We start from the raw sequence: 22,674 nt of genomic DNA on the forward strand, positions 1-22,674 counted from the left end.
AGACTGGAAACAGTCAAAATTCCGGCAGGAGTTTTCCCATGGACAAAGCCCTCTACATCGGTATGTCTGGCGCCAAGCAGAATATGCTGGCCCAGCAGGCCCACGCCAACAACCTGGCGAACGTCAGTACCACCGGCTTCAAGAAAGACTTTGCTCAGGCCCGAAGCATGCCTGTGTTCGGGGAGCATTACCCGACCCGCGCCTATGCCATGACAGAAAGGCCCGGCACGGATCTGTCCGCAGGTGCGCTGATGGAAACCGGCCGGAAACTGGACGTTGCGGTTGAGGGCGAGGGTTGGCTGGCTATCCAGAACGACCAGGGCGAAGAGGTGTTCACCCGCAGCGGCAGCCTGCAGATCGACGTGAACGGCCTGGTTCGCCTCGCCAACGGCGAACTGGTCCTCGGTAACGGTGGGCCGGTGGCGCTTCCTCCCTTTGACAACGTCGAGATCGGTGCTGATGGCACGGTGTCGATCGTGCCCGTGGGTGGCCCGCCTGACCAGCTGGTGGAGGTTGATCGCCTGAAGCTGGTAAGTCCGCCTCCGGAGGCTCTGGAGAAGGGCCTGGATGGTCATATGCGCCGCAAGCCTGACCAGGCACTGGATGGCCCGGAACCGCCGGATGCCAACCTTCGAGTCGCTTCCGGCTTTCTTGAGAGCTCCAACGTGAATGCGGTGGAAGAGATGATCTCCAACCTGCAGTTGTCTCGCCAGTACGAGATGCAGGTGAAGGTAATGACCACTGCCAACGAGAATTCCGAAGCAACGGCACGGCTGTTGCAGAACCTTTAAGTAACGACTGAAGACATTGGCCCGGCGGGCCTGAAGCGGCAAATTCTGGCCGCCTGATGACCACCGGCAAGGAGTAGACAGCATGCATCCAGCACTTTGGGTCAGCAAAACCGGGTTGAGCGCTCAGGACACCAACATGTCCACCATTTCCAACAACCTGGCGAACGTAAACACCACCGGCTTCAAGCGGGACCGGGCGGTATTCCAGGACCTTCTGTACCAGATCAACCGGCAGCCGGGTGGTCTGACAACGCAGAACACCGAACTGCCCTCGGGGCTGCAGCTGGGTACCGGTGTGCGGGTGGTTGGAACTGCCAAGCAGTTCACCCAGGGCAATTTGCAGATCACCGAGCAGCCACTGGACATGGCCATCAATGGTCGTGGTTTCCTTCAGGTGCAATTGCCGGACGGACAGATTGCCTACACCCGTGACGGTCAGTTCCAGCTGAACGCCGACGGTGATGTGGTCAATCCGGACGGCTACCCGCTGGAGCCGGCGATCAATGTGCCCGAGAACGCAACCAACATCACCATCGGCAAGGATGGCACCGTCACTGCGGTAACGGACGATCAGGCCGCGCCGGTGAACCTTGGCCAGATCACGCTGGTGGACTTCATCAACCCTCAGGGGCTGCAGGCCATTGGCAACAACCTGTTCAAGGCCACCAACGCCAGCGGTGATCCTGCCGAGGGTGAGGCGGGCCTGGCCGGCCTCGGTAGCATTGAGCAGGGCACGGTAGAAGCATCGAACGTGGAAGTCGTTGAGGAACTGGTGAACATGATCACCACCCAGCGCGCCTACGAGATGAACTCGAAGGTGGTCTCGACCACCGACCAGATGCTCCAGTTCATTACCAACAACATAGGCTGATGACGCCTGAGGTGATGTCATGAACCCGATGACCTCCAACCCGTTCCCTGGCCAGGGCCTGCGCCTGGCGGTGATTGCCCTGCTGGTTGTGGTGCAGGGCTGTACCGCCATGAGTCGCCCCCGTGCGGTTCCTGACGACCCGCAGTTTGCCCCGGTTCGGCCCCAGGCCATGATGCAGCGTGACCCGGATTCCGGCTCCATCTACCAGGTATCCCGTAACTACAACTTTTACGGCGATACCGTGGCGCTGAACGTTGGCGACGTGCTGACGGTGCAGCTTCAGGAGTCCACCCGGGCCAGCAAGAATGCCGAGACCAGCATTACCAAGGACAACGAAATCACGCTGCCGGAGCCCACCATCCTGGGCAAGGGCAATTTTGGCATCAATACCTCTCTGAACCATGAGCGGGATTTCGAGGGCTCGGCGGAAGCGGACCAGAGCAACAGCCTGGCTGGCAGCATCACCGTGACGGTGACCGAAGTTCTGCCCAACGGCGTGCTGCGTATTCGCGGTGAGAAATGGCTGTCCCTGACCAACGGTGACGAGTACATCCGCCTGACCGGTCTGGTTCGGCCCCAGGATATCCAGCCGGACAATTCCGTGGCCTCCAATCGCATTGCCGATGCCCGCATTGCCTATGGCGGCACCGGTGACTTTGACCAGGCCAACCAGATGGGCTGGCTGGCGCGCTTCTTCAATAGTGAGTGGTGGCCGTTATGAGTGCTCGGAGACTGTTCGCCTGGGTCCTGGTTCTGACCATGGTTGCGGCACCGGTCATGGCCGATCGCCTGAAAGACCTGGCCAGGATCAAGGGTGTGCGTAACAACCAGCTGGTTGGCTACGGTCTGGTGGTAGGCCTGGACGGCACCGGCGACAAGGCACCGTTCACTAACCAGACGTTCCGCAACATGATGAACCAGTTTGGGGTGACGCTGCCTGAAGGCGTCAACCCGAACCTGGCCAACGTGGCGGCGGTGACCGTGAGCGCCACGCTTCCGCCGTTCGCGAAGGCGGGCCAGGAAATAGACATAACTGTGTCCTCCATCGGGAACGCCGACAGCCTTCGTGGCGGCACCCTGCTGATGACCTCGCTCAAGGGCGCCGACGGCCAGGTGTATGCCATGGCCCAGGGCAGTCTGGTGGTGGGTGGCTTTGGTGCCCAGGGACAGGATGGCTCCCGGATTACCGTTAACATTCCGAGTGTTGGCCGGATTCCCAACGGTGCCACAGTTGAGCGTGAAGTCTCCTCTCCGTTCACCCGGGGCGACACCATCACCTTTAATCTTCTGCGCCCGGATTTCACAACCGCCCGGCGGGTGGTTGAAGCGGTCAACGGCCAGCTGGGCCCGGATATGGCCTACGCCCACGACGCTACGTCTGTTTCGGTCAGGGCACCCCGTGATCCGTCACAGCGCGTCAGCTTCCTGTCGATTCTGGAGAATATCGAAGTGGATCCGGCCGAGGCGGCCGCGAAAGTCGTCATCAACAGCCGCACCGGCACCATCGTGGTGGGCCAGAATGTGGAAGTCAGTCCCGCGGCGGTGACCCACGGCAACCTGACGGTCACGATCCAGGAAAACCCGGAAGTGGTGCAGCCCAACCCGTTCGCCGAGGGTGAAACCGCGTTGGAGCAGGATACCCAGATTGCCATTACCGAGGAGCCGGCGCGCATGTTCAAGTTTGGCCCGGCGGTCACGCTCAATGAAATTGTGCAGGCGGTTAACCAGGTGGGTGCCGCCCCCGGCGATGTCATGGCCGTTCTCGAGGCGCTCAAGCAGGCCGGTGCATTGCGCGCCGAGCTGATCGTGATCTAGGTGGCATGATGCAGGATTACAAGGTTCAACAGGCGCAGGTCTATACCGATTTCAACGGCCTGAACGCGCTCAAAGCCCAGGCCCGGACTGACAAGCAGGCGGCGCTTCGGGAAGTGGCGCGCCAGTTCGAGAGCCTGTTCCTGTCTGAAATGCTCAAGTCCATGCGCAAGGCTGGTGATGTGTTCGCCGAAGGCAACTACCTCAACAGCAACCAGTCCGAGCTGTACCGGGACATGTTCGACAACCAGATGAGCCTGACCATGGCCGGCGGCAAGGGCAGTGGCCTGGCCGAAGCGCTTGTAAGGCAGCTCAGCCGGCAGATTCCCGGCATGGACGGGGAGGGTGATCTTCTGGCCGGGCACAAGGCCACGCTGGCTGACTACGATCGCAGTCTTCCCGCGCTTTCCATCCGTCTGCCCGAGCAGGTTCGGGAAGTGACCGCCATGGCGGACCAGGTGGCGACTGCGGCCACTGAAGAGGCTGCGGTGCTCCCCGAACGTTTCGAGTCGCCGGAACACTTCGTTCGTGAGTTGCTGCCCGTGGCCCAGAAGATAAGCCGCGACTCCGGCATTGATCCGAAGTTGATGGTTGCCCAGGCCGCGCTCGAAACCGGCTGGGGACGCCACATGATCAGGGGTGAACAGGACGAGCCCAGCTTCAACCTGTTCGGCATCAAGGCCGATCATCGCTGGCAGGGCGATGCGGTATCCATCACCACGACCGAATATCGGGAAGGTCTGCCCATGAAAGAGCAGGCCAGTTTCCGGGCCTATCCGGACTATGAAGCCAGCTTCCGGGATTACGTGTCGTTCCTGGAAACCAACCCCCGGTACCGGGAGGTGCTGGCGGTGGCAGACCAGCCAGAGGTGTTTGCCGAAAGGCTGCAGCAGGCCGGCTATGCAACCGACCCTGAATACGGCAGCAAGATTCGCCAGATCATGGGCCGTGATTCACTGATGACGCTGTCCCTGGGCAGTGAAGGAATGAAGGAGTAAGCGATATGGCGGGGCTGATAGGTATTGGTCTGACCGGCATTCTGAGTCATCAGACGGCACTGAACACCACCGGTAACAACATTACCAACGCCAACACCCCTGGCTATAGTCGCCAGGAGGTGCTGTTCGAGACCCAGGAAGGCCAGCGGACTGGTGCCGGTTCCATTGGCAGCGGTGTCAACGTGTCCGACATTCGCCGGCTGGCCAACGAGTTCCTGGTGCAACAGGTGCGCGAGGACAGCACTCTTTATGGGGAGCAGGAGGCGCTGAACTCGGAGCTGTCCCGACTGGACAACCTGTTGGGTGGCGAAACCACCGGGCTGAGCAATGCCCTGAACAATTTCTTCGCCAGTTTGCAGAACGCCGCCGAGGATCCCACGTCTTTGCCCCAACGCCAGCTTGTGTTGAGCGAAGCCCAGCAGGTGATCAATCGATTCCAGGCGCTCAATCAGGAATTTATCCAGCAGCGCGAGTCCATCAAGACCCAGATGCAGCAGGGTGTTAAGGACGCCAACACCCTGATCAAGAGCATCGCCGAGTTGAACCTGGCGATTTCCGAATCACCGGGTATCGCCCAGGGCCGCATGCCCAATGAGCTGCTCGACAAGCGTGATGAGAAACTCCGCCAATTGTCCGAGCTCGTCAGCATCAAGGTAACGCCCACCGAAGGCAGCCAGGTGAACGTGTCACTGGCAAACGGCCTGGCCCTGGTGGTTGGCAGCGACCCATCCACCCTGGGCACCCGGGAAAGTGCCGAGGATCCGACCCGCCTGGAATTCACCCTGACCAATGGCGGGCGCACGCTCAATATCGATGAACAGATAACCGGCGGCAAGCTCGGTGGCCTGATGCGTTTCGACAATGAAGGGCTGAAGCCGGCGTTCGACGAACTCGGGCGGATTGCCCTGGCTATCTCCGACGCCATCAACCAGCAGCATGAGATCGGTATGGATCTGGAAGGCGACCTCGGCGGTCCCTTCTTCAATGACATCAATTCCCTGGAGGCCCAGCGCAGCCGCGTGGTGCCCAATGGCAATAATGCCATTACCACCACGGGCCAGCTTGCCGTGGAAATCACCGACAGTTCGGCTTTGCCTGCCGGTCGTTGGACACTTCAGTTCAGCGGCGACGGCCGCAACTTCGAGCTGATTGATCAGGCTAGCGGTAGAACCGTGAACCAGGGTCGTCTGCCGGATCCGCCGCAGTCTGAAATCAGCATGCCGGGCTTTAACATCCGGGTGGAGAGCGGCACCTTCAATGCCGGCGACAAGTTCCTGATCCAGCCAAGCCGCAATGCGGCAGAGGCCATCGGCCTTGTGGTCAGCAGGGAAGAAGATCTGGCGTTCGCCAGCCCGATACGAGCCACCGCCAGTGACGCCAACATTGGCACCGGCAAAATCGACCAGGGCACCATGCTGGATGTTCGTAACCCGTTTACCAACTCCCTGCTGCCCGGCTTCCAGACCGCCGGTGAGCTTGCCAACGGGCCGCTGACGGTTTCTTTCACAGCCGGCGGCCCGACAGGTCTGCAGTATCAGGTAACCGAGGCACCGCCATCCGGCGCGGTGGTGGCCAGCGGCAATTACGATCCGAACCAGATCAACACCCTGTTTGAGGAGGACCCTGCGGTGGCAGGCGCGCTCTATCAGGGCTACCAGTTCCGCATGACGGGCGAGCCGGCGGTGGGGGATACCTTCACCATCGAGTACAACACCAATGGTGTGTCCGACAACCGCAACGCCGAGCTGCTGGCGGCCCTGGGCACCGCGAACACCCTGAACGGCGGCAGCCAGAGTTTTGCGGAAGGGTACGCGGGCCTGGTTGAGGACATCGGGGTGAAAACCCGTCAAAGCCAGCTGGATGTGGATGCGGGCAAAACCCTTCTTGAGCAGTCGACCAATCAGCGGGAATCGGTGTCGGGTGTCAATCTGGATGAAGAAGCGGGCAGGCTGATCCAGTACCAGGCGGCCTACAACGCCTCGGCCCAGGTGATGTCCGTTGCCCAGGACCTGTTTAACACGCTGTTGCAGAGCTTCCGGTAATTGGTGAGGTGATTTGACATGATCAGGATTTCATCGCAACAGATTTTTTCGGGCGGCATCAATCGGCTGCAGGAACTGAACAGCAGCCTGAATAACACTCAGCAGCAGATCTCGACCGGCAAGCGTGTCAACAAGCCGTCAGACGATCCGGTAGCCGCGGCCCGCATCCTGAAACTGAATCAGGAACTGTCGCGGGTGGAGACCTACCAGCGCAATGTGGATCTGGCCGAAAATCGACTGAAGCAGGAAGAGAATGCGCTTTCCAGCTCCGTCGATGTAATTCAGCGCATTCGGGAACTCACCGTTCAGGCCGGCAATGGATCGCTCTCTCCCAACGACCGGCGCTCGATCTCCTCCGAGCTGCAGGAGCGCCTTGGGCAACTGGCCAACATCGCAAACACCCGGGACGCTTCTGGCGAGTATATCTTCAGCGGTTTCCAGGGCTCGGTGAAGGCATTTGAGCAGGATGCGACCGGAAGCTGGCGTTACCAGGGCGACGAGGGCCAGCGTGTTCTGGAGATAGACGATGGCGTGACCGTGCCGATCAGCGATAACGGCAAGGATATCTTTGTACGGGTACCTGCGGCGATTACCGGTGAACACACCAATGTGGCTACTGCTGGCGCATCGATCTCAGGGGTCAGCCTGGTGAACGAGGCCGCGCTTGCAGCCGAGTACCCGAATTCGTTCCCAGACGACATTACTCTGGAAGTTGACGCCGGTGGCAACGTCATTGCCACTGACAGCCAGGGCGATGTGTTGACCGTGACCCCGCCAACCTACCAGAGCGGTGAGCCATTTAACGTCGCCGGGATGGAAGTGACTCTCTCTGACGTCGTGCCCGGGGCAGGTGATGTATTCACCCTGAAGATCAACGAGAAGCAGTCGGTGTTCGGTACTATCGAGAACCTGATTGCCGGCCTGAACAGCATTGACAAGACCACGCCCCAGGGCCAGGCCCAGTACGACGACCTGATTGCCAACTCCCTGATCAATCTGGACAACGCGCAGGAGAGCATCATCCTGAAGCAGACCGAGCTGGGCGGACGCATGAACGCCGTTGAGTCCACCAAGACGTTTCTTGAGGATTCCTCGGTCTACAGCAACGAGATACGCTCCCAGTTACAGGATGTGGACTACGCCGAAGCCATCAGCAACCTGAGTTTCCAGAGTTTTGTCCTGCAGGCAGCGCAGCAGTCCTTTGCCCAGGTGTCACAGCTCTCCCTGTTCGATCGGCTGTAAAGGACTGAGCCGGCGGGCCATTGTGCTCGCTGGCTTATTGCTTTCGCGAATGAGCTCAGTATAATCGCCCACACTCTCCGATGGCGGCGTGGTGAAATTGGTAGACACGACGGATTCAAAATCCGTTGGGGTAAAACCCGTGGCGGTTCGAGTCCGCCCGCCGCTACCATCTTCTTTCCTTCGGCGTCGTTATTAGTCCAGCTCATGAATGTCTCCGATTTTCATTTCGACCTGCCGGACGAGCTGATCGCCCGCTATCCGCTCAAAGAGCGCAGTGCGTCCCGACTTCTTTGCCTTGATGGTCCCACTGGCGAACTTGCCCATCGGGTCTTCAGCGACCTTCCTTCAATGCTCCGGCCCGGTGATCTGCTGGTGTTCAACGACACCCGGGTGATTCCGGCCCGACTGTTCGGCAAGAAGGAGACCGGAGGTCAGGTTGAAGTGCTCGTGGAGCGGGTAACCGGTGAGCACGAAATGCTGGCCCACGTGCGCGCATCCAAGGCCCTCAAGCCGGGGCAGAGAGTGTTCCTGGAAGACGGATCCACGCTTCGGATGACCGGCCGTAACGACGCACTGTTCCGGCTGGAGACCGAATCGGCAGAACCGGTGCTGGAGGTGCTCGAGCGCATCGGCCACATGCCATTGCCGCCTTACGTGGGTCGGCCCGACGAGACCACTGACCGGGAGCGTTACCAGACCGTTTACGCGCGCGAGTCAGGCGCTGTCGCGGCACCTACTGCCGGTCTGCATTTCGACGAGCCGCTGTTGGAAACCCTGGCGGCAGCGGGCGTTGAAAGCACCTTTGTAACGCTGCATGTTGGGGCCGGGACTTTCCAGCCGGTCCGGGTAGACCGGATTGAAGACCACACCATGCACAGCGAAATCGTCAAGGTCAGCCCACAAACGGTAGACGCAGTTGAACGCACCCGGGCCCGCGGTGGTCGCGTGGTGGCGGTGGGTACCACGTCTGTACGCTCGCTGGAGTCAGCCAGTGCAGACGGACGGCTGTCGGCCTTTCAGGGCGAAACCGACATCTTCATTTACCCGGGTTACCGGTTCCGGACTGTCGATGCCCTGATCACCAATTTCCATCTGCCGGAGTCCACCCTGATCATGCTGGTCAGTGCGTTTGCCGGCTACGAACACGTCATGGCCGCCTACCGGGAAGCCGTCTCGGAACGCTACCGGTTTTTCAGCTACGGTGACGCCATGTTTATTACCGGACAACAGCCCAGTCGCGGCGCGGAGGCCATGTGAGCCAGACCTGTTTCATGTCGTTTGAAAAACTGGGTGAGGACGGCCGTGCCCGTCGCGGGCGTTTGACCTTTCCCCGGGGCACAGTTGAAACCCCGGCGTTCATGCCCGTAGGCACCTACGGCACTGTGAAGGGCATGCTGCCCAGGGACATCCAGGAAATCGGCGCAGAAATCATTCTCGGCAACACCTTTCACCTGATGCTGAGGCCAGGTACGGAGGTGGTGAAGGCCCACGGTGATCTCCACGATTTCACCCAGTGGCATGGTCCGATCCTCACCGACTCCGGCGGATTCCAGGTGTTCAGTCTGGGCGAGATGCGCAAGATTACCGAGGAAGGCGTGACCTTCCGATCACCGGTGGACGGCTCACCCGTGGAGCTTTCGCCGGAAATTGCTATTCAGGTTCAGCGCGATCTGGGCTCGGACATCGTGATGATCTTTGACGAGTGCACGCCCTATCCGGCGACCGAGCGCCAGGCGAAGGAATCCATGGAACTGTCCCTGCGTTGGGCCCAGCGCAGCAAGGATGCCCACGAAGGTAACCCGGCTGCACTGTTCGGCATTGTTCAGGGGGGCATGTATGAAGGCCTACGGGACATTTCCCTGGCGGGTCTGACCGATATCGGCTTTGATGGTTATGCGATTGGCGGCCTGTCTGTGGGCGAGCCAAAGGAAGACATGATCCGCATCCTTGATCATCTGCCGCCGAAGATGCCCGAGGACAAGCCCCGTTATCTCATGGGAGTAGGGCGGCCAGAGGACATCGTGGAGGCGGTGCGCCGCGGCGTGGATATGTTCGACTGCGTGATGCCCACCCGCAATGCCCGGAATGGCTATCTGTTCACCTCCACCGGTATCGTGAAGATCCGCAACGCGCGACACCGTCACGATACCGCGCCGCTGGACGAACGCTGCGACTGCTACACCTGCCAGAATTTTTCGAGAAGTTATCTGCATCATCTGGATAAGTGTGGAGAAATGCTGGGCTCCCAGCTGAATACAATCCATAACCTGCGGTTCTACCAGAACCTCATGGCCGGATTGCGTGGGGCCATTGAAGCAGGTACATTGTCGGACTTTGTAACCGACTTCTACGCCCTGCGCGGGGAGGCCGTGCCGCCCCTGCACAAGGGTTAAACGATTTGCTCAACCAACGGAGATACTCGATGAAATCAATCAAAATGCTCGTTGCCGCACTGATGGCGCTGATGCCCGCTCTGGCCATGGCTCAGGATCCTGGTGCACAGGGCATGGGCGTTATGGGCCAGGTGATCTTCTTTGCCGGCTTTATCCTGATTTTCTATTTCCTGATCTGGCGGCCGCAGTCCAAGCGTGCGAAAGAGCACAAGGCGCTGATGTCCGGCCTGAACAAGGGTGACGAAGTGGTTACCTCTGGCGGTGTGGCCGGCAAGATCACCAAAGTGACCGACGATTTCATCGTTGTAGAGGTCGCTGACAATGTCGAGATCAAGGTGCAGAAAGTCGCCGTTGCCGCGGCATTGCCCAAAGGTACGCTCAAGGACATCTGAGCGGGACCATTGAGCCGGCCATCCCCGGTGGCCGGTTGGAATCTTCCTGGCAGAAACACCAAGGCCGGCCGCTAGGCCGGCTACAAGGGATCCCATGCTGAACAAGTATCCGCTCTGGAAAAACCTGGTTATCCTGGTCGCGCTCGTGATCGGGTTTATTTATGCCTTGCCCAACCTCTTCCCCGACGACTACGCCATTCAGATCACCGGCGCCCGAAGCAGCACTGAAGTTAACGCCGGTGTGCTCGACAGGGCGGTGGATGTGCTTGAAAAGCAGGGAATTGAGGTCAAAAGCAGTTCCCTGCAGGAGCGGGATGCCCTGATTCGCCTCACCACATCCGACGATCAGCTGCGGGCCCGTCCCCTGGTTCAGGCCGCTCTGGGCAACGAATACCTGGTGGCACTGAACATGGCTGCCTCTACGCCAGATTGGCTGCGGAGCCTTGGCGCTGGTCCCATGAAGCTGGGTCTCGATCTTCGCGGTGGGGTTCACTTCCTGCTGGAAGTGGATATGGAAACGGCTGTTGCCCAGCGTCTTGAAGCAATGTCCGGGCAGATCAAGCGTGAATTGAGGGAAGAGCGGATCCGGTATCGCGGCGGCGATGTCCAGGATAACCGCGAAATCGTGCTCAGCTTCCGTGATGAAGCCTCCAGGTCAGAGGCCTTCGATCTGGTGCGTAACCAGTACAACGAATTCCTGCTGGATGAGCAGACCCAGGGCGACGAGTATCTTCTTGTGCTGACTCTGTCGGAAGCCGAGGTTTCCGCCATTCAGGACTACGCCCTGGAGCAGAACCTGACCACCATCCGTAACCGGGTAAACGAGCTGGGTGTTGCCGAGCCTCTGGTGCAGCAGCAGGGTGCGGACCGGATCATCGTCGAGCTGCCCGGCGTGCAGGATACCGCACAGGCCAAGCGTGTTCTCGGCGCCACGGCCAACCTCGAGTTCCGTATGGAGGCACGTCAGGACGCGCCGAGCAGTGAGACGGAAGAGTTCAGTTTCCGTGACCAGCCCCAACGTACCGCCCGGCTTGAGCAGGAAGTCATCGCCACCGGTAACAACGTGGCCAACGCCCAGCAGGCGTTCGACGAGAACGGCCAGCCGCAGGTGAATATCACCATGGATTCGGTGGGTGGCGACCTGATGAACAGAGCCACCCGTAACGCGATCGGTCGTCGTATGGCGGTTCTGTTCATTGAATACCGGACCGAGACCGAGACGCGAATGGTGGACGGCGAACCCCGGGAATTCGAGAACCGGGTGGTCGAGAAGGGCATCATCAGTCTTGCTACCGTTCAGTCTGCCCTGGGCAGCAGCTTCCGGATCACGGGTCTGGATTCCATCCCGGAAGCTGCGGAGCTGGCTCTGCTGCTGAGGGCGGGTGCCCTGGCGGCACCGATGTACTTTGTGCAGGAGCGCACCATCGGTCCGAGCCTTGGCCAGAAGAACATTGATGCGGGAATGATGTCGGTTGCCCTCGGCTTTGGTCTGGTGTTGCTCTACATGCTGGTCTACTACCGTGGGTTTGGCATGATTGCCAACATCGCACTTACCCTCAACCTGATGTTGCTGGTGGCGTGCATGTCGATTCTTTCCGCCACACTCACGCTGCCGGGCATTGCCGGGATCGTGCTCACCGTGGGTATGGCGGTGGACGCCAACGTGCTGATCTTCGAGCGCATAAAAGAAGAGCTGAAGGCCGGGGTTCCGCCCCAGACAGCCATCAGCGCCGGTTACTCCCGCGCATTCGTCTCCATCTTTGATGCCAACATCACCACGCTGCTGGTGGCAGTGATCCTGTTTGCCATGGGCTCTGGCCCTGTGAAAGGCTTCGCGGTGACCCTGTGTATCGGTATCCTCACCTCGATGTTCTCCGGCCTGATGGTCAGTCGCAGCATCGTCAACCTTGTATACGGCGGCCGCAGGGTCGAGAAACTGTCGATCGGAGGAAAGCTCGCCAATGTCTGAAGATCAGAAGCAACCATTTGACTTTATGGGGCTCCGGAAGATTGCTTCCGGCTTTTCCATTGCCCTGATCGTTATTTCCATAGCCCTGCTGGCCACCCGTGGTCTGAATCTGGGCATGGACTTCACCGGGGGTACCTCGGTGGAATTCGAATATGCCGAGGCGCCCGAGCTGGACGACATCCGTAGCAGGCTGGACTCAGCAGGGTACGAGCAGTTCTCCGTTCAGAATTTCGGTGCCGACACAACGGTACTGGTTCGGATGGCCGAGGCCGACAACGACAAGCTGGCGCCGGAGGTGACGCGCATCCTGAAGGAAGGCGGCGTAAATCTGGAGCTGGTGAGCTCGGAGTTTGTCGGTTCGCAGGTAGGGGAGCAGCTGAAGGAAGACAGCGGCCTGGGCCTGCTGATTGCGCTTGCCGTGGTGCTGATTTACGTGGGCATGCGGTTCCAGTTCAAGTTCGGTATTGCGTCGGTAGTGCCACTGGCTCACGACGTCATCATTGTGCTGGGTGTGTTCGCCCTGTTTCAGTGGACGTTTGACCTGACAGTGCTTGCCGCTTTGCTGGCGGTTATCGGCTATTCCCTGAACGATACCATCGTGGTCGCGGACCGCATTCGGGAAAATTTCCGGAAGATGCGGGTGGGGGAGCCCTGGGATATCATCAACGAATCCATCCACCAGACCATTGCCCGGACCATCAACACATCCGGCACAACCTTGGTGGTTCTGCTGGCGCTGTACCTGCTGGGCGGAGAGGCGATCAACAACTTCGCGTTGGCGTTGATCATCGGCGTTGTGGTGGGTACCTATTCCTCCATTTACGTGTCCGCCAACCTGCTGATGGTTATGGGCGTGAGCCGAGAAGACCTGATCGTGCCGCCCAAGGAGGGTGTCGGAGATCCGGACCAGGAAGAGCAGCCTCCGGAGTGGCTTAACCGGATGTAAATGTCCGGCCCACAAAAAAAACCGCCCTCAAGTGGCGGTTTTTTTGTGCCCGTTTTCCGTGTTCTGACTCAGCGTGGCAAACGGCCCCGGAATGGGTGCAGAACCTTCAGGACTTCCCGGAACAGTTTCGGGTTAGCGACGACCAGTTGGCGGGCACCGGCGGTGGACGGATTGCCGGAGAAGTCACCGGTCAGGGCGCCAGATTCCATCGCGAGGGTAACGCCCAGATCCAGCTCGGCAGGCTCCGGGCGGAAAATAATGGCTGCATCCATCAGGCCGGCAGACACACGGGCGACGTCGAGAACCACACACCCTGAGGTGCGGAACATGCCGGAATCCCGAGCCAGAGTAGCTGCCATCTCGCCCCAGAGCAGCGGATCATCGCCTCTGCGGGCCTGATCCAGAACGTTCGTGGCAATGGCGGCTTTCTCGGTCATTTTGATCTCCGAGGTGCGTACACGCCGGCTGTTCAGGGCAGCGCCGTGGCCACGGCTCGCGGAGTATTCCTCCCCCGTAACCGGATTGACGATCAACAGGTTCTCGGTCCGGTTATTGCGCTTCTGGCACAGGGCCAGGGCAAACTCGGGAATGCCGCGGAGGAAGTTCTCGCGTCCCAGCACTGGAAAGACGTGCCAGCTTTTTTCACTGTCGCCCGCATTGGCTTCGTTCAGAGGTGCAATGCTGTGGTCCTTGTAGGCCTTCTCCAGCTGCTCGACGAAATTGTCGTAGATGGACTGCTCAACCCGCTCCAGCTGGCGGCGACGGTCTGCGTCATCCTTGCCGGTGGGTTCCTGGCGCTCGAAATGGGCTTTCAGGTAGTCAGACCCCTGACGCGCAACGCGCAGGGCCATTTTAATCGCTGGTTGCATCTGAGTGATCATTATCCGGGTGTGTGAAGGCCGCGTATGATAGCAAAAGATCACAGGGCTTGTATGTTTTTTGACTCAGCAATAGCACGGATGAGTCACGGGGTGCGGCTTCTTCGGAGGGGCGGAGCGGTGTCGGTTTCTGGTATCATTCGCGGCCCGATGATCAACCTTGGAACGTCTCAGAATGCATAAAAGCGCACTGCCACAGGAAGGAACCGAAACCTTCCAGGACCAGATCCGCATTGTTCTGGTTGAAACGTCCCATTCCGGCAACATAGGCGCAGTGGCTCGCGCCATGAAAAACATGGGGTTGGGCAATCTCTGGCTGGTCCGCCCCGCGTCCTTCCCAGATGAGGCTTCCTATGCCCGGGCAGCCGGCGCGGCAGACGTTCTGGATCACGCCAGGGTGGTGTCTTCGCTGGAAGAAGCCCTGGCAGATTGCGTGCTGGTCATGGGTACCAGCGCCCGCGGCAGGAAGGTGCCCTGGCCAGTGTGTGCCCCGCCGGAAGCCGCGGCGACCGCGGCAGAGCATGCCGGCAGCGGGCCGGTGGCGCTGGTGTTCGGTCGGGAGAATAGCGGCCTCACCAACGATGAGCTCCAGCAGTGCCATTATCACATCCATATACCGTCTAACCCGGACTACAGTTCCCTGAACCTGGCCATGGCGGTCCAGGTCATGTGCTACGAGTTGCGCATGCATTATCTGCGGAGCCTTGAAGATGGTCAGGCCAGCCCATACTTAAAGCCGATGGCTCGCCCCGGAGACGAGGGCTGGGATGTGCCGCCTGCCCGGGTTGACGAAGTGGAAGGTTTCTTTGGCCATCTGGAGCAGGTGCTGATTGATGTGGATTTCCATCGCCGGGATAACCCGAGGCAGCTGATGACCCGCTTGCGGAGGCTGTTTCAGAGGGCCAGACTGGATCAGATGGAAATCAATATACTCCGCGGCATCCTGACCGCTGTTCAGAAAGCGGTTGGCGCCCGGGGCAATAGTAAATCAACCGAGGCCGGAAGCACGGTTGCGGGACAGGACAATGGCGATGTTTGAGCGTTTGCGGGAAGACGTTAACAGTGTGTTTCACCGCGATCCGGCGGCCCGGAACACGTTTGAGGTGCTGACCAACTATCCGGGTCTGCACGCGTTACTTTTCCACCGTTTTTCTCACTGGCTATGGCGGCTGGGCCTGAAGTGGCTGGCTCGCACGATTTCGACCATTGCACGGTGGCTGACGGGGATAGAGATTCACCCTGGCGCGACCATCGGGCGACGGTTCTTTATTGACCATGGAATGGGGGTGGTCATCGGCGAGACCACGGTTATTGGTGACGACGTCACCCTGTATCAGGGTGTGACGCTTGGGGGCACCAGCTGGAACAAGGGCAAGCGGCATCCCACCATTGGCAATAACGTGGTAGTGGGTGCCGGTGCCAAGATTCTGGGCCCGTTTGAGGTTGGTGAGGGCGCCAAGATCGGATCCAATTCGGTGGTTACCAAGGCGGTACCGGCTGGAGCCACGGTGGTTGGCATCCCCGGGCGCGTTGTGGTGAAGCGCAAGGGCGAGGACGATGTCCGGCGCAAGGAAATGGAAGAGCGGATGGGCTTCGATGCCTATGGTGTAACCGAGGAGATGCCGGACCCGGTAGCACGGGCCATGCGTTCGCTCCTTGACCATATGCACGTAGTGGATGATCGCATCGAGAACATGTGCAAGGCCTTGAGGAAGGTGAACAGTGAGTACCAGAATGGCAAGCTGCCGCCCTTGCAGGAAGAGGACTTCGACTGTGTGAGGGACGACGATGAGGTGCGCCGCTGAATACTTGACTGAAATGGTTGGTCAATTCATACTCGACAGGCGTTTTGAGATTCATTCCCGTCAGGGGCTGACCCTATGAAGTTGACCACCAAAGGCCGCTACGCCGTTACGGCTATGCTTGACCTGGCTCTGCATGGAGATCAGGGGCCGGTGAGTCTGGCTGACATATCGGCCCGACAGGAAATCTCTCTGTCCTATCTGGAGCAACTCTTCTCCCGCCTGCGCAGGCAGAAGCTGGTCAGCAGCATTCGGGGTCCCGGCGGCGGTTATCGTCTCAGTCGACCGGCAACCGACGTCTATATTGCGGAAGTGGTCGATGCGGTCAGCGAATCCCTGGATACCACCCGGTGCGGCAACAAGGGTGACTGCCAGAATGGCGAGAAGTGCCTCACCCACCACCTCTGGTCCGATCTGAGTGATCAGATCCATCAGTTTCTCAGCGAAATCAGCCTGGGAGACTTGATGAAAAAACATGAAATTCGCGAGGTTGCGGACCGGCAGAATCGCCGCCAGTCTGACGACGGTTGCGAAACAATCAACACCGAACGCCTGTCCGACCAGGCGCCGGCCTGACAGATACACAAAGCCTGACACCCATGAAAAAGCCCGTCTATCTGGATTACGCGGCTACCACGCCCGTTGATCCCGCCGTTGCAGATCAAATGGTCAAATACCTCACCCTGGAAGGTGTGTTCGGCAATCCCGCGTCTCGCTCCCACGCCTACGGATGGCAGGCAGAAGCCGCCGTGGAGACGGCCCGCAAGCAGGTGGCCGGGCTGATCCATGCCGACCCGAGGGAGATTGTCTGGACTTCGGGGGCGACAGAATCCGACAACCTGGCGATCAAGGGTGCCGTCGCCAAGGCGTCAAATCCCCACATCGTAACTTCGAAGATCGAACACAAGGCGGTGCTGGATACCTGCAAGTGGCTGGAGCAGAACGGCGTGGAGGTAACCTGGCTGGATCCTCAGCCAGATGGCACCATCCTCCCGCAGCAGGTGTTCGAGGCACTCCGGGATAACACCATGCTGGTCACCCTGATGCTCGTGAATAACGAACTGGGAACCGTGACGGACGTTGCCACCATTGGTGCCGAGCTGCGTCGTCGTGGCGTGCTTTTCCACGTAGATGCCGCGCAGGCCGCGGGCAAGATGCCGGTTGATGTGACCACTATGCCGGTGGATCTGATGTCGTTGTCGGGCCACAAGGTCTATGGTCCGAAAGGGGTGGGCGCCCTGTATGTTCGGCGATCTCCGGATGTGCGCATCGAGGCCCAGATCCACGGTGGCGGGCACGAGAGGGGGATGCGCTCGGGTACCCTGCCCACGCACCAGATTGTGGGTATGGGCGCGGCCTTCGCGTTGGCCCAGACGCAGCTGGAAGAGGAGATCTCCAGGCTCGAAGCGCTGCGGGTCGCGTTTTTTGCCGGGCTGGAACACCTCGACGGGGTCAGCCTGAATGGCAGTCGGGAACACCGCGTGCCTGGTCTGGTCAATCTCTCCTTTGAGGGCGTTGAGGCGGAATCGTTGATGCTGGGTCTTCGGGACCTCGCGGTGTCTTCCGGTTCCGCCTGTGCCTCCGCTACGGTTGAGCCTTCCTACGTGCTTCGGGGCATTGGTCTGGACGATGCACAGGCCCACCGAGCCCTGCGTTTTTCCATGGGTCGCTTCACTACGCCGGAAGAGGTGGCGTTCGCTACCTCGCAAATTGTTGATGTTGTTAGCCGGCTTCGCGCTGTGCGGTAGGAAGTTTGCCCCGGACTGCGTATAATCGCAGGCCTGAATTTTTACCATCCACAAACTGGAGAAAGACCATGGCAACTGAGCGCACGCTCTCTATTATCAAGCCCGATGCGGTAGCCAAGAACGTGATCGGCGAAATCTACAGCCGCTTCGAGAAAGCTGGCCTGAATATCGTTGCGGCCAAGATGATGCACCTGACCCAGGAGCAGGCGGAGGGCTTCTACGCGGAACACAAGGAACGGCCTTTCTTCAACGACCTGGTTGCCTTCATGACCTCTGGTCCCGTGGTGGTTCAGGTTCTGGAAGGCGAGGGCGCCATTCTGAAGAATCGCGACCTGATGGGTGCAACCAACCCGAAAGAAGCTGAAGCCGGCACCATCCGTGCGGATTTTGCCTCTTCCATTGACGCCAACGCGGTTCACGGTTCTGACTCCGCTGCGTCTGCCGAGCGCGAGATCGCTTACTTTTTCAACGACGACGAGATTTGTCCGCGGGGCTGATTGCGTCGATGGGAGACGGCCGTCCGGCCGTCTCCGCATTGGTTATCTGATCGAGGTTATTGAATGACAGCGGCCGCTGAAAAAACCAACCTTCTGGGAATGCCGAAAGCAAAGCTCGAGGCTTTCTTCGAGTCCCTGGGGGAGAAGCGTTTCCGTGCCACCCAGATCCTGCAATGGATCCACCAGCGCGGTGTCGATGACTTCGATCAAATGACCAATGTCAGCAAGGCTCTGCGTGAGAAGCTCAAACAGGTGGCAGAAATTCGCGGGCCCGAGGTGGTCTACGACGAAACCTCTAAAGACGGCACCCGCAAGTGGGTGATGCGCATGGACAACGGCAACAGCGTTGAGACCGTGCTTATTCCCGACGGGGAGCGAGGTACCCTGTGTGTCTCGTCGCAGATCGGCTGCAGTCTTGATTGCACCTTCTGCTCCACTGGCAAGCGTGGCTTCAATCGCAACCTGACTGCGGCCGAGGTGATCGGTCAGGTGTGGGTGGCGCGCAAGGCCTTCATGCCCTTCGAGCCCGGTCCCGATCGACCCATCACCAACGTTGTCATGATGGGAATGGGTGAGCCACTGCTCAATTTCGAGAACGTGGTGGATGCCATGAACCTGATGATGGAGGACCTGGCCTACGGTATCTCCAAGCGTCGGGTGACCCTGAGCACCTCCGGTGTGGTGCCGGCTCTGGACCGACTCTCGGAAGTTACCGATGTTTCACTGGCCATCTCGCTTCATGCCCCGAATGATGAGCTGCGCAACAAGCTGGTGCCACTGAACAAGAAATATCCGATTTCAGAGCTGCTGGCGGCCACCAAGCGTTATTTTGCCAGGCTGCCGGACAAGCGGAAGGCAACCATCGAATACACCGTGATTGAGGGGGTGAATGATCAGCCGGAGCACGCGCGCGAACTGGCAGTGCTGCTGCGGGATCTGCCCTGCAAGATCAACCTGATTCCGTTCAATCCGTTCCCGGAAAGCGACTTCCGGCGGCCCAGCATGAACGCAACACGACGGTTCCAGGCGGTTCTGAACGAGGCCGGCTACATCACCACCATCCGGACGACCCGGGGCGATGACATCGACGCCGCTTGTGGCCAGCTTGTTGGCAGGGTGGAAGACCGAACCCGCAGAAGCCAGAGGTACATCCAGGTTCAGCAGGTCAATCCCTGAACCGGAACGTGATCGAGCCCAGTTGAGGAAGGGGAGACCTGTGACAAGAGCGCCAGCAAACCGACGTGTTTTGACGATAGCAGCCATGCTGCTGACCCTGGTTGTCACAGGCTGCGTTACCACCACAGACAGTCGGTTTGCCCGGGAGGCGGATCGGGAGGAAGCGCTCCAGAATTACGTCACCCTGGCCACAGCCTACATCGGACAGGGTAATCTTGACCGGGCCCGTCACCATCTGGACCGGGCCCTGAAAATCGACTCCGACTACCCTGGCGCCCGGGCAGCCATGGGCCTTGTATACAATGCCGAAGGCGAGCCGGAGCTGGCCGAGAAGAATTTCCGGCAGGCGATTTCGGAAGATCCCGGTTACACCCGCGCCCGGGTCTATTACGGTGCTTTCCTGTTCGGGCAGGGGCGGATGTCAGACGCACGGGACCAGTTTCTTGCCGCGTCCCGGGATACCTCCTATCAGGACCGCGGGTCGGTGTTTTTCAATCTGGGCATGACCCAGGAGCGCCTTGGTGAACTGGAGGCAGCCGTTACCTCCTATCGCCGGGCGGTGGAGCTTACCCGTGGCGACGCCCGGCCTCTGCTGGCGCTCTCAAGGGTCTCGGTAGAGCTGGGTAACTTTGATGATGCCGCCCGTTACTATTCACGACTGTTGTCGTTGATGGAGCGCAATACGCGGCTGGTCCATTCGGCAGAGAGCCTGCTTACTGGCATCCGGATTGCCCGCCATATCGGCGACGGGAGCCTCGAAGGCAGTCTGGCGTTGCAGCTCAGAAACAACTTTCCGGAGTCAGTCGAATACCAACAATACAAGGTGCTGATTTCTAATGGCAACTGAAGAAAGCGAACAGCCGGTCACCAGGGAGCCGGTAGGTCAGCAATTACAGAAGGCTCGCGAACAGGCGGGCCTGAGTGTGAGCGACGTGGCCCGCGCACAGCACCTGCGGCCGTCGGTGATCCAGGCCATCGAAGCGGGTGACCACAGCAAAATTGACAGTGAACTCTTTCTCAAGGGGTATGTCAGGGCCTATGCGCGGCAGGTCGGGCTTGATGCCGATGCGGTGATTGCCAATCTGGACGAAGAGCTGGAGCCGTTGCGGGTCCAGAAAGAACAGGAGCAGGAAGCCAATCCGCTGGTGGATATCGAACGTCGCCGACGTCGCAAGCGTCAGTTTGCCAAGGTCCTGTTTTTATTCGTGGTGCTTGGAGTTGCCGGTTATCTGGTGTTTTCCTTTGTGTTGCCCCAGGGAGGCTCCCCCGTGACGTCTCCGGAGGCAACATCCGAGCCGCAGTCTTCTGTGGTTGATCCGGAGGAGGGTGAGATCGCGGGCAGTGCTGAGCCGGCGTCAGAGCCGGACGCGGAGTCGCCAGCGGCCCAGTCGGATTCGATGGCAACGGAGCCCTCAGTTGATTTCCAGGCGCAGGAAACCGCAGTGAATCAGGAGCCGGAGGTTTCTGCCAGTCCTGCGGTTGAGGTGAGTTCAGTGGATTCGACGGTCGGCACCCAGTCCACTGTTGCAGACGAGCCGCCGGTCGAAGAAGTGCAGGCTGAGGAAACGCCGGTTTCAGAGCCGATTCCGCAGGTCGTGCAGAACCCAGAGCCCGTCTTGGAAGACCCGAACGGTTTTGGTGAAGCTGCCGATTCCGGGCGGCTTCAGATTGTGTTTAACGGCGATTGCTGGGTTCAGGTCAGTGACTCGGCCGGCAATCGACTGGTGAATTCCCTGCAGCGCGCCGGCGACCGGATTGATGTAACCGGGGAGGCGCCGCTCAGGGTTGTCATTGGTGCGGTTGATGCGGTTGAATCCATCCGTTTTGATGGTGAACCGGTGGATATCGACGGCTTCCGGGTTGTTAACAACCGGACAGAGTTTACCCTGACGCTCTGAATTACATTCTCAGTGGCACTCTGAATTACAATCTGAATTTGACTCAATTTTCGATCTCGGTCAGCACGACATGAAACAGGATTCCCCGATAGTCAGACGCAAATCCCGCCAGATCATGGTAGGTAATGTTCCCGTTGGAGGCGACGCGCCGATATCGGTGCAGAGCATGACCAACACCAACACCTGCGACGTGGACGCAACGGTCGCCCAGATCCGTGCATTACAGGATGCTGGCGCCGATATTGTGCGGGTGTCTGTGCCCTCCATGGATGCCGCAGAGGCCTTTGGCCGGATCCGCAAGCAGGTGTCATTGCCACTGGTGGCGGATATCCACTTTGACTACAAAATTGCATTGAGAGTGGCGGAACTGGGTGTCGACTGCCTTCGCATCAACCCCGGCAATATCGGCCGTGATGATCGGGTCAGCGCGGTAATCAGCGCCGCCCGGGATCGCAACATCCCCATCCGGATCGGTGTTAACGCCGGTTCGCTGGAAAAAGCGCTTCAGCGGAAGTACGGAGAGCCGACACCGGAGGCTCTGGTCGAGTCGGCCATGCGCCACATCGACATTCTTGATCGTCATGATTTCCAGGACTTCAAGGTCAGCCTCAAGGCGTCTGAAGTGTTCATGACGGTTGCGGCCTATCGCAAGATCGCCGCACAGATCGAGCAGCCACTGCACCTGGGTATTACCGAAGCCGGCGGCTTCCGTTCCGGCACCGTCAAGTCGTCCATTGGCCTTGGCATGCTCCTGATGGACGGCATCGGCGATACCATTCGCGTGTCGCTGGCTGCAGACCCGGTCCAGGAGATCAAGGTTGGCTACGACATCCTCAAGAGTCTTCGCCTGAGAAGCCGGGGCATCAACTTCATTGCCTGCCCCAGCTGTTCGCGCCAGAACTTCGATGTGATCCAGACCATGAACGATCTGGAAGCCCGCCTGGAAGACGTGAATACGTCCATGGATGTCGCCATTATCGGTTGCATCGTGAACGGCCCTGGTGAGGCCAAGGTTGCGGATATGGGATTGACTGGTGGTAGCCCGAAGAACCTGTTCTACATGGCGGGCAAGCCCAACCAGAAGCTGGACAACGCGACTCTGACCGATGACCTTGAGCGGCTGATCCGAGAAGAAGTGGCCCGTCGCAAAGAGCAGGAAGACGCGATCATTGCCCGTTCGGAAAGCTGATCCGCTACGAAATCCAGGCATACCATCCAG

At 59.6% G+C, this 22,674-nt stretch carries 22 protein-coding genes and 1 tRNA gene; 22 read left to right on the top strand and 1 reads right to left on the bottom strand.

All coding sequences use genetic code 11. The features are described 5' to 3' along the window. Positions 1–38: 38 nt before the first annotated feature. The 13 genes from AC0J1C_RS07725 to secF all read left to right on the top strand — a co-directional run bounded on the left by AC0J1C_RS07725 (position 39) and on the right by secF (position 13,456). Complete coding sequence (locus AC0J1C_RS07725; RefSeq protein ID WP_091984844.1) at positions 39–791, top strand: flagellar basal body rod protein FlgF; 753 nt, start codon at positions 39–41, stop codon at positions 789–791. Positions 792–873: 82 nt separating this feature from the next. Beyond that, the gene (gene flgG / locus AC0J1C_RS07730; protein ID WP_091984846.1) at positions 874–1,662 is read left to right on the top strand and encodes a flagellar basal-body rod protein FlgG; all 789 of its coding nucleotides are present in this window, start codon (positions 874–876) and stop codon (positions 1,660–1,662) included. Positions 1,663–1,690: 28 nt separating this feature from the next. Then, the gene (gene flgH, locus AC0J1C_RS07735) at positions 1,691–2,383 is read left to right on the top strand and encodes a flagellar basal body L-ring protein FlgH (RefSeq protein WP_473046516.1); all 693 of its coding nucleotides are present in this window, start codon (positions 1,691–1,693) and stop codon (positions 2,381–2,383) included. Further along, on the top strand, positions 2,380–3,477 hold the full coding sequence (locus AC0J1C_RS07740; protein WP_091984852.1) for a flagellar basal body P-ring protein FlgI: 1,098 nt from the start codon (positions 2,380–2,382) through the stop codon (positions 3,475–3,477). Before flgH ends, AC0J1C_RS07740 begins: the two co-directional genes overlap by 4 nt. Before the next feature lie 8 nt (positions 3,478–3,485). Next, complete coding sequence (gene flgJ / locus AC0J1C_RS07745; RefSeq protein ID WP_473046318.1) at positions 3,486–4,472, top strand: flagellar assembly peptidoglycan hydrolase FlgJ; 987 nt, start codon at positions 3,486–3,488, stop codon at positions 4,470–4,472. A 5-nt stretch (positions 4,473–4,477) separates the two neighbouring features. Then, positions 4,478–6,514 carry a flagellar hook-associated protein FlgK gene (flgK, locus tag AC0J1C_RS07750; protein ID WP_473046319.1) on the top strand — a complete coding sequence of 679 codons (2,037 nt, stop codon included), beginning with the start codon at positions 4,478–4,480 and terminating at the stop codon, positions 6,512–6,514. Between the two features lie 18 nt (positions 6,515–6,532). Continuing rightward, entirely contained in the window at positions 6,533–7,756 is a 1,224-nt protein-coding gene (flgL, locus tag AC0J1C_RS07755; RefSeq protein WP_473046321.1) for a flagellar hook-associated protein FlgL, read from the top strand. Between the two features lie 82 nt (positions 7,757–7,838). Next, positions 7,839–7,925 (top strand) — tRNA-Leu (locus tag AC0J1C_RS07760). A gap of 35 nt (positions 7,926–7,960) precedes the next feature. Further along, positions 7,961–9,013 (top strand): tRNA preQ1(34) S-adenosylmethionine ribosyltransferase-isomerase QueA, encoded by a 1,053-nt coding sequence (queA, locus tag AC0J1C_RS07765; RefSeq protein ID WP_473046322.1) that lies wholly within the window; start codon positions 7,961–7,963, stop codon positions 9,011–9,013. A 14-nt stretch (positions 9,014–9,027) separates the two neighbouring features. Next, on the top strand, positions 9,028–10,149 hold the full coding sequence (gene tgt / locus AC0J1C_RS07770; protein WP_473046517.1) for a tRNA guanosine(34) transglycosylase Tgt: 1,122 nt from the start codon (positions 9,028–9,030) through the stop codon (positions 10,147–10,149). An 86-nt stretch (positions 10,150–10,235) separates the two neighbouring features. Continuing rightward, positions 10,236–10,541, top strand: coding sequence for a preprotein translocase subunit YajC (gene yajC / locus AC0J1C_RS07775; RefSeq protein WP_228739403.1), 306 nt, complete (start codon positions 10,236–10,238; stop codon positions 10,539–10,541). 94 nt (positions 10,542–10,635) lie between these two features. Continuing rightward, entirely contained in the window at positions 10,636–12,510 is a 1,875-nt protein-coding gene (secD, locus tag AC0J1C_RS07780) for a protein translocase subunit SecD (protein WP_473046323.1), read from the top strand. Then, positions 12,503–13,456 (top strand): protein translocase subunit SecF, encoded by a 954-nt coding sequence (gene secF / locus AC0J1C_RS07785; RefSeq protein ID WP_473046324.1) that lies wholly within the window; start codon positions 12,503–12,505, stop codon positions 13,454–13,456. Before secD ends, secF begins: the two co-directional genes overlap by 8 nt. 68 nt (positions 13,457–13,524) lie before the next feature. On the opposite strand, the gene AC0J1C_RS07790 is transcribed toward secF, so the two are convergent. Beyond that, positions 13,525–14,325: an inositol monophosphatase family protein gene (locus tag AC0J1C_RS07790; protein ID WP_375191368.1), complete on the bottom strand. Its 801-nt coding sequence runs from the start codon at positions 14,323–14,325 to the stop codon at positions 13,525–13,527. A 184-nt stretch (positions 14,326–14,509) separates the two neighbouring features. Here AC0J1C_RS07790 and trmJ point away from each other — a divergent pair, with 184 nt between their 5' ends. The 9 genes from trmJ to ispG all read left to right on the top strand — a co-directional run bounded on the left by trmJ (position 14,510) and on the right by ispG (position 22,644). Beyond that, on the top strand, positions 14,510–15,373 hold the full coding sequence (trmJ, locus tag AC0J1C_RS07795; RefSeq protein WP_473046325.1) for a tRNA (cytosine(32)/uridine(32)-2'-O)-methyltransferase TrmJ: 864 nt from the start codon (positions 14,510–14,512) through the stop codon (positions 15,371–15,373). Next, positions 15,366–16,139: a serine O-acetyltransferase gene (gene cysE / locus AC0J1C_RS07800; RefSeq protein ID WP_091984875.1), complete on the top strand. Its 774-nt coding sequence runs from the start codon at positions 15,366–15,368 to the stop codon at positions 16,137–16,139. Before trmJ ends, cysE begins: the two co-directional genes overlap by 8 nt. 75 nt (positions 16,140–16,214) lie before the next feature. Continuing rightward, complete coding sequence (gene iscR, locus AC0J1C_RS07805; protein WP_473046326.1) at positions 16,215–16,712, top strand: Fe-S cluster assembly transcriptional regulator IscR; 498 nt, start codon at positions 16,215–16,217, stop codon at positions 16,710–16,712. Between the two features lie 23 nt (positions 16,713–16,735). After that, positions 16,736–17,884: an IscS subfamily cysteine desulfurase gene (locus AC0J1C_RS07810; RefSeq protein WP_473046327.1), complete on the top strand. Its 1,149-nt coding sequence runs from the start codon at positions 16,736–16,738 to the stop codon at positions 17,882–17,884. A 68-nt stretch (positions 17,885–17,952) separates the two neighbouring features. Then, a complete protein-coding gene (ndk, locus tag AC0J1C_RS07815; protein ID WP_091984885.1) occupies positions 17,953–18,381 on the top strand; it encodes a nucleoside-diphosphate kinase in 429 nt (142 codons plus the stop codon). 63 nt (positions 18,382–18,444) lie between these two features. Next, a complete protein-coding gene (gene rlmN / locus AC0J1C_RS07820) occupies positions 18,445–19,557 on the top strand; it encodes a dual-specificity RNA methyltransferase RlmN (RefSeq protein ID WP_091984888.1) in 1,113 nt (370 codons plus the stop codon). Between the two features lie 85 nt (positions 19,558–19,642). After that, positions 19,643–20,404, top strand: a complete 762-nt coding sequence (gene pilW / locus AC0J1C_RS07825; RefSeq protein ID WP_473046328.1) for a type IV pilus biogenesis/stability protein PilW — start codon at positions 19,643–19,645, stop codon at positions 20,402–20,404. Beyond that, the gene (locus tag AC0J1C_RS07830; protein ID WP_473046329.1) at positions 20,394–21,455 is read left to right on the top strand and encodes a RodZ domain-containing protein; all 1,062 of its coding nucleotides are present in this window, start codon (positions 20,394–20,396) and stop codon (positions 21,453–21,455) included. The genes pilW and AC0J1C_RS07830 overlap by 11 nt, the downstream gene beginning before the upstream one ends. Before the next feature lie 70 nt (positions 21,456–21,525). Beyond that, positions 21,526–22,644 carry a flavodoxin-dependent (E)-4-hydroxy-3-methylbut-2-enyl-diphosphate synthase gene (gene ispG, locus AC0J1C_RS07835; RefSeq protein ID WP_375191361.1) on the top strand — a complete coding sequence of 373 codons (1,119 nt, stop codon included), beginning with the start codon at positions 21,526–21,528 and terminating at the stop codon, positions 22,642–22,644. The last annotated feature ends 30 nt before the right edge of the window (positions 22,645–22,674 follow it).

The sequence above is a fragment of the Marinobacter sp. E2 genome (genome assembly GCF_055755345.1).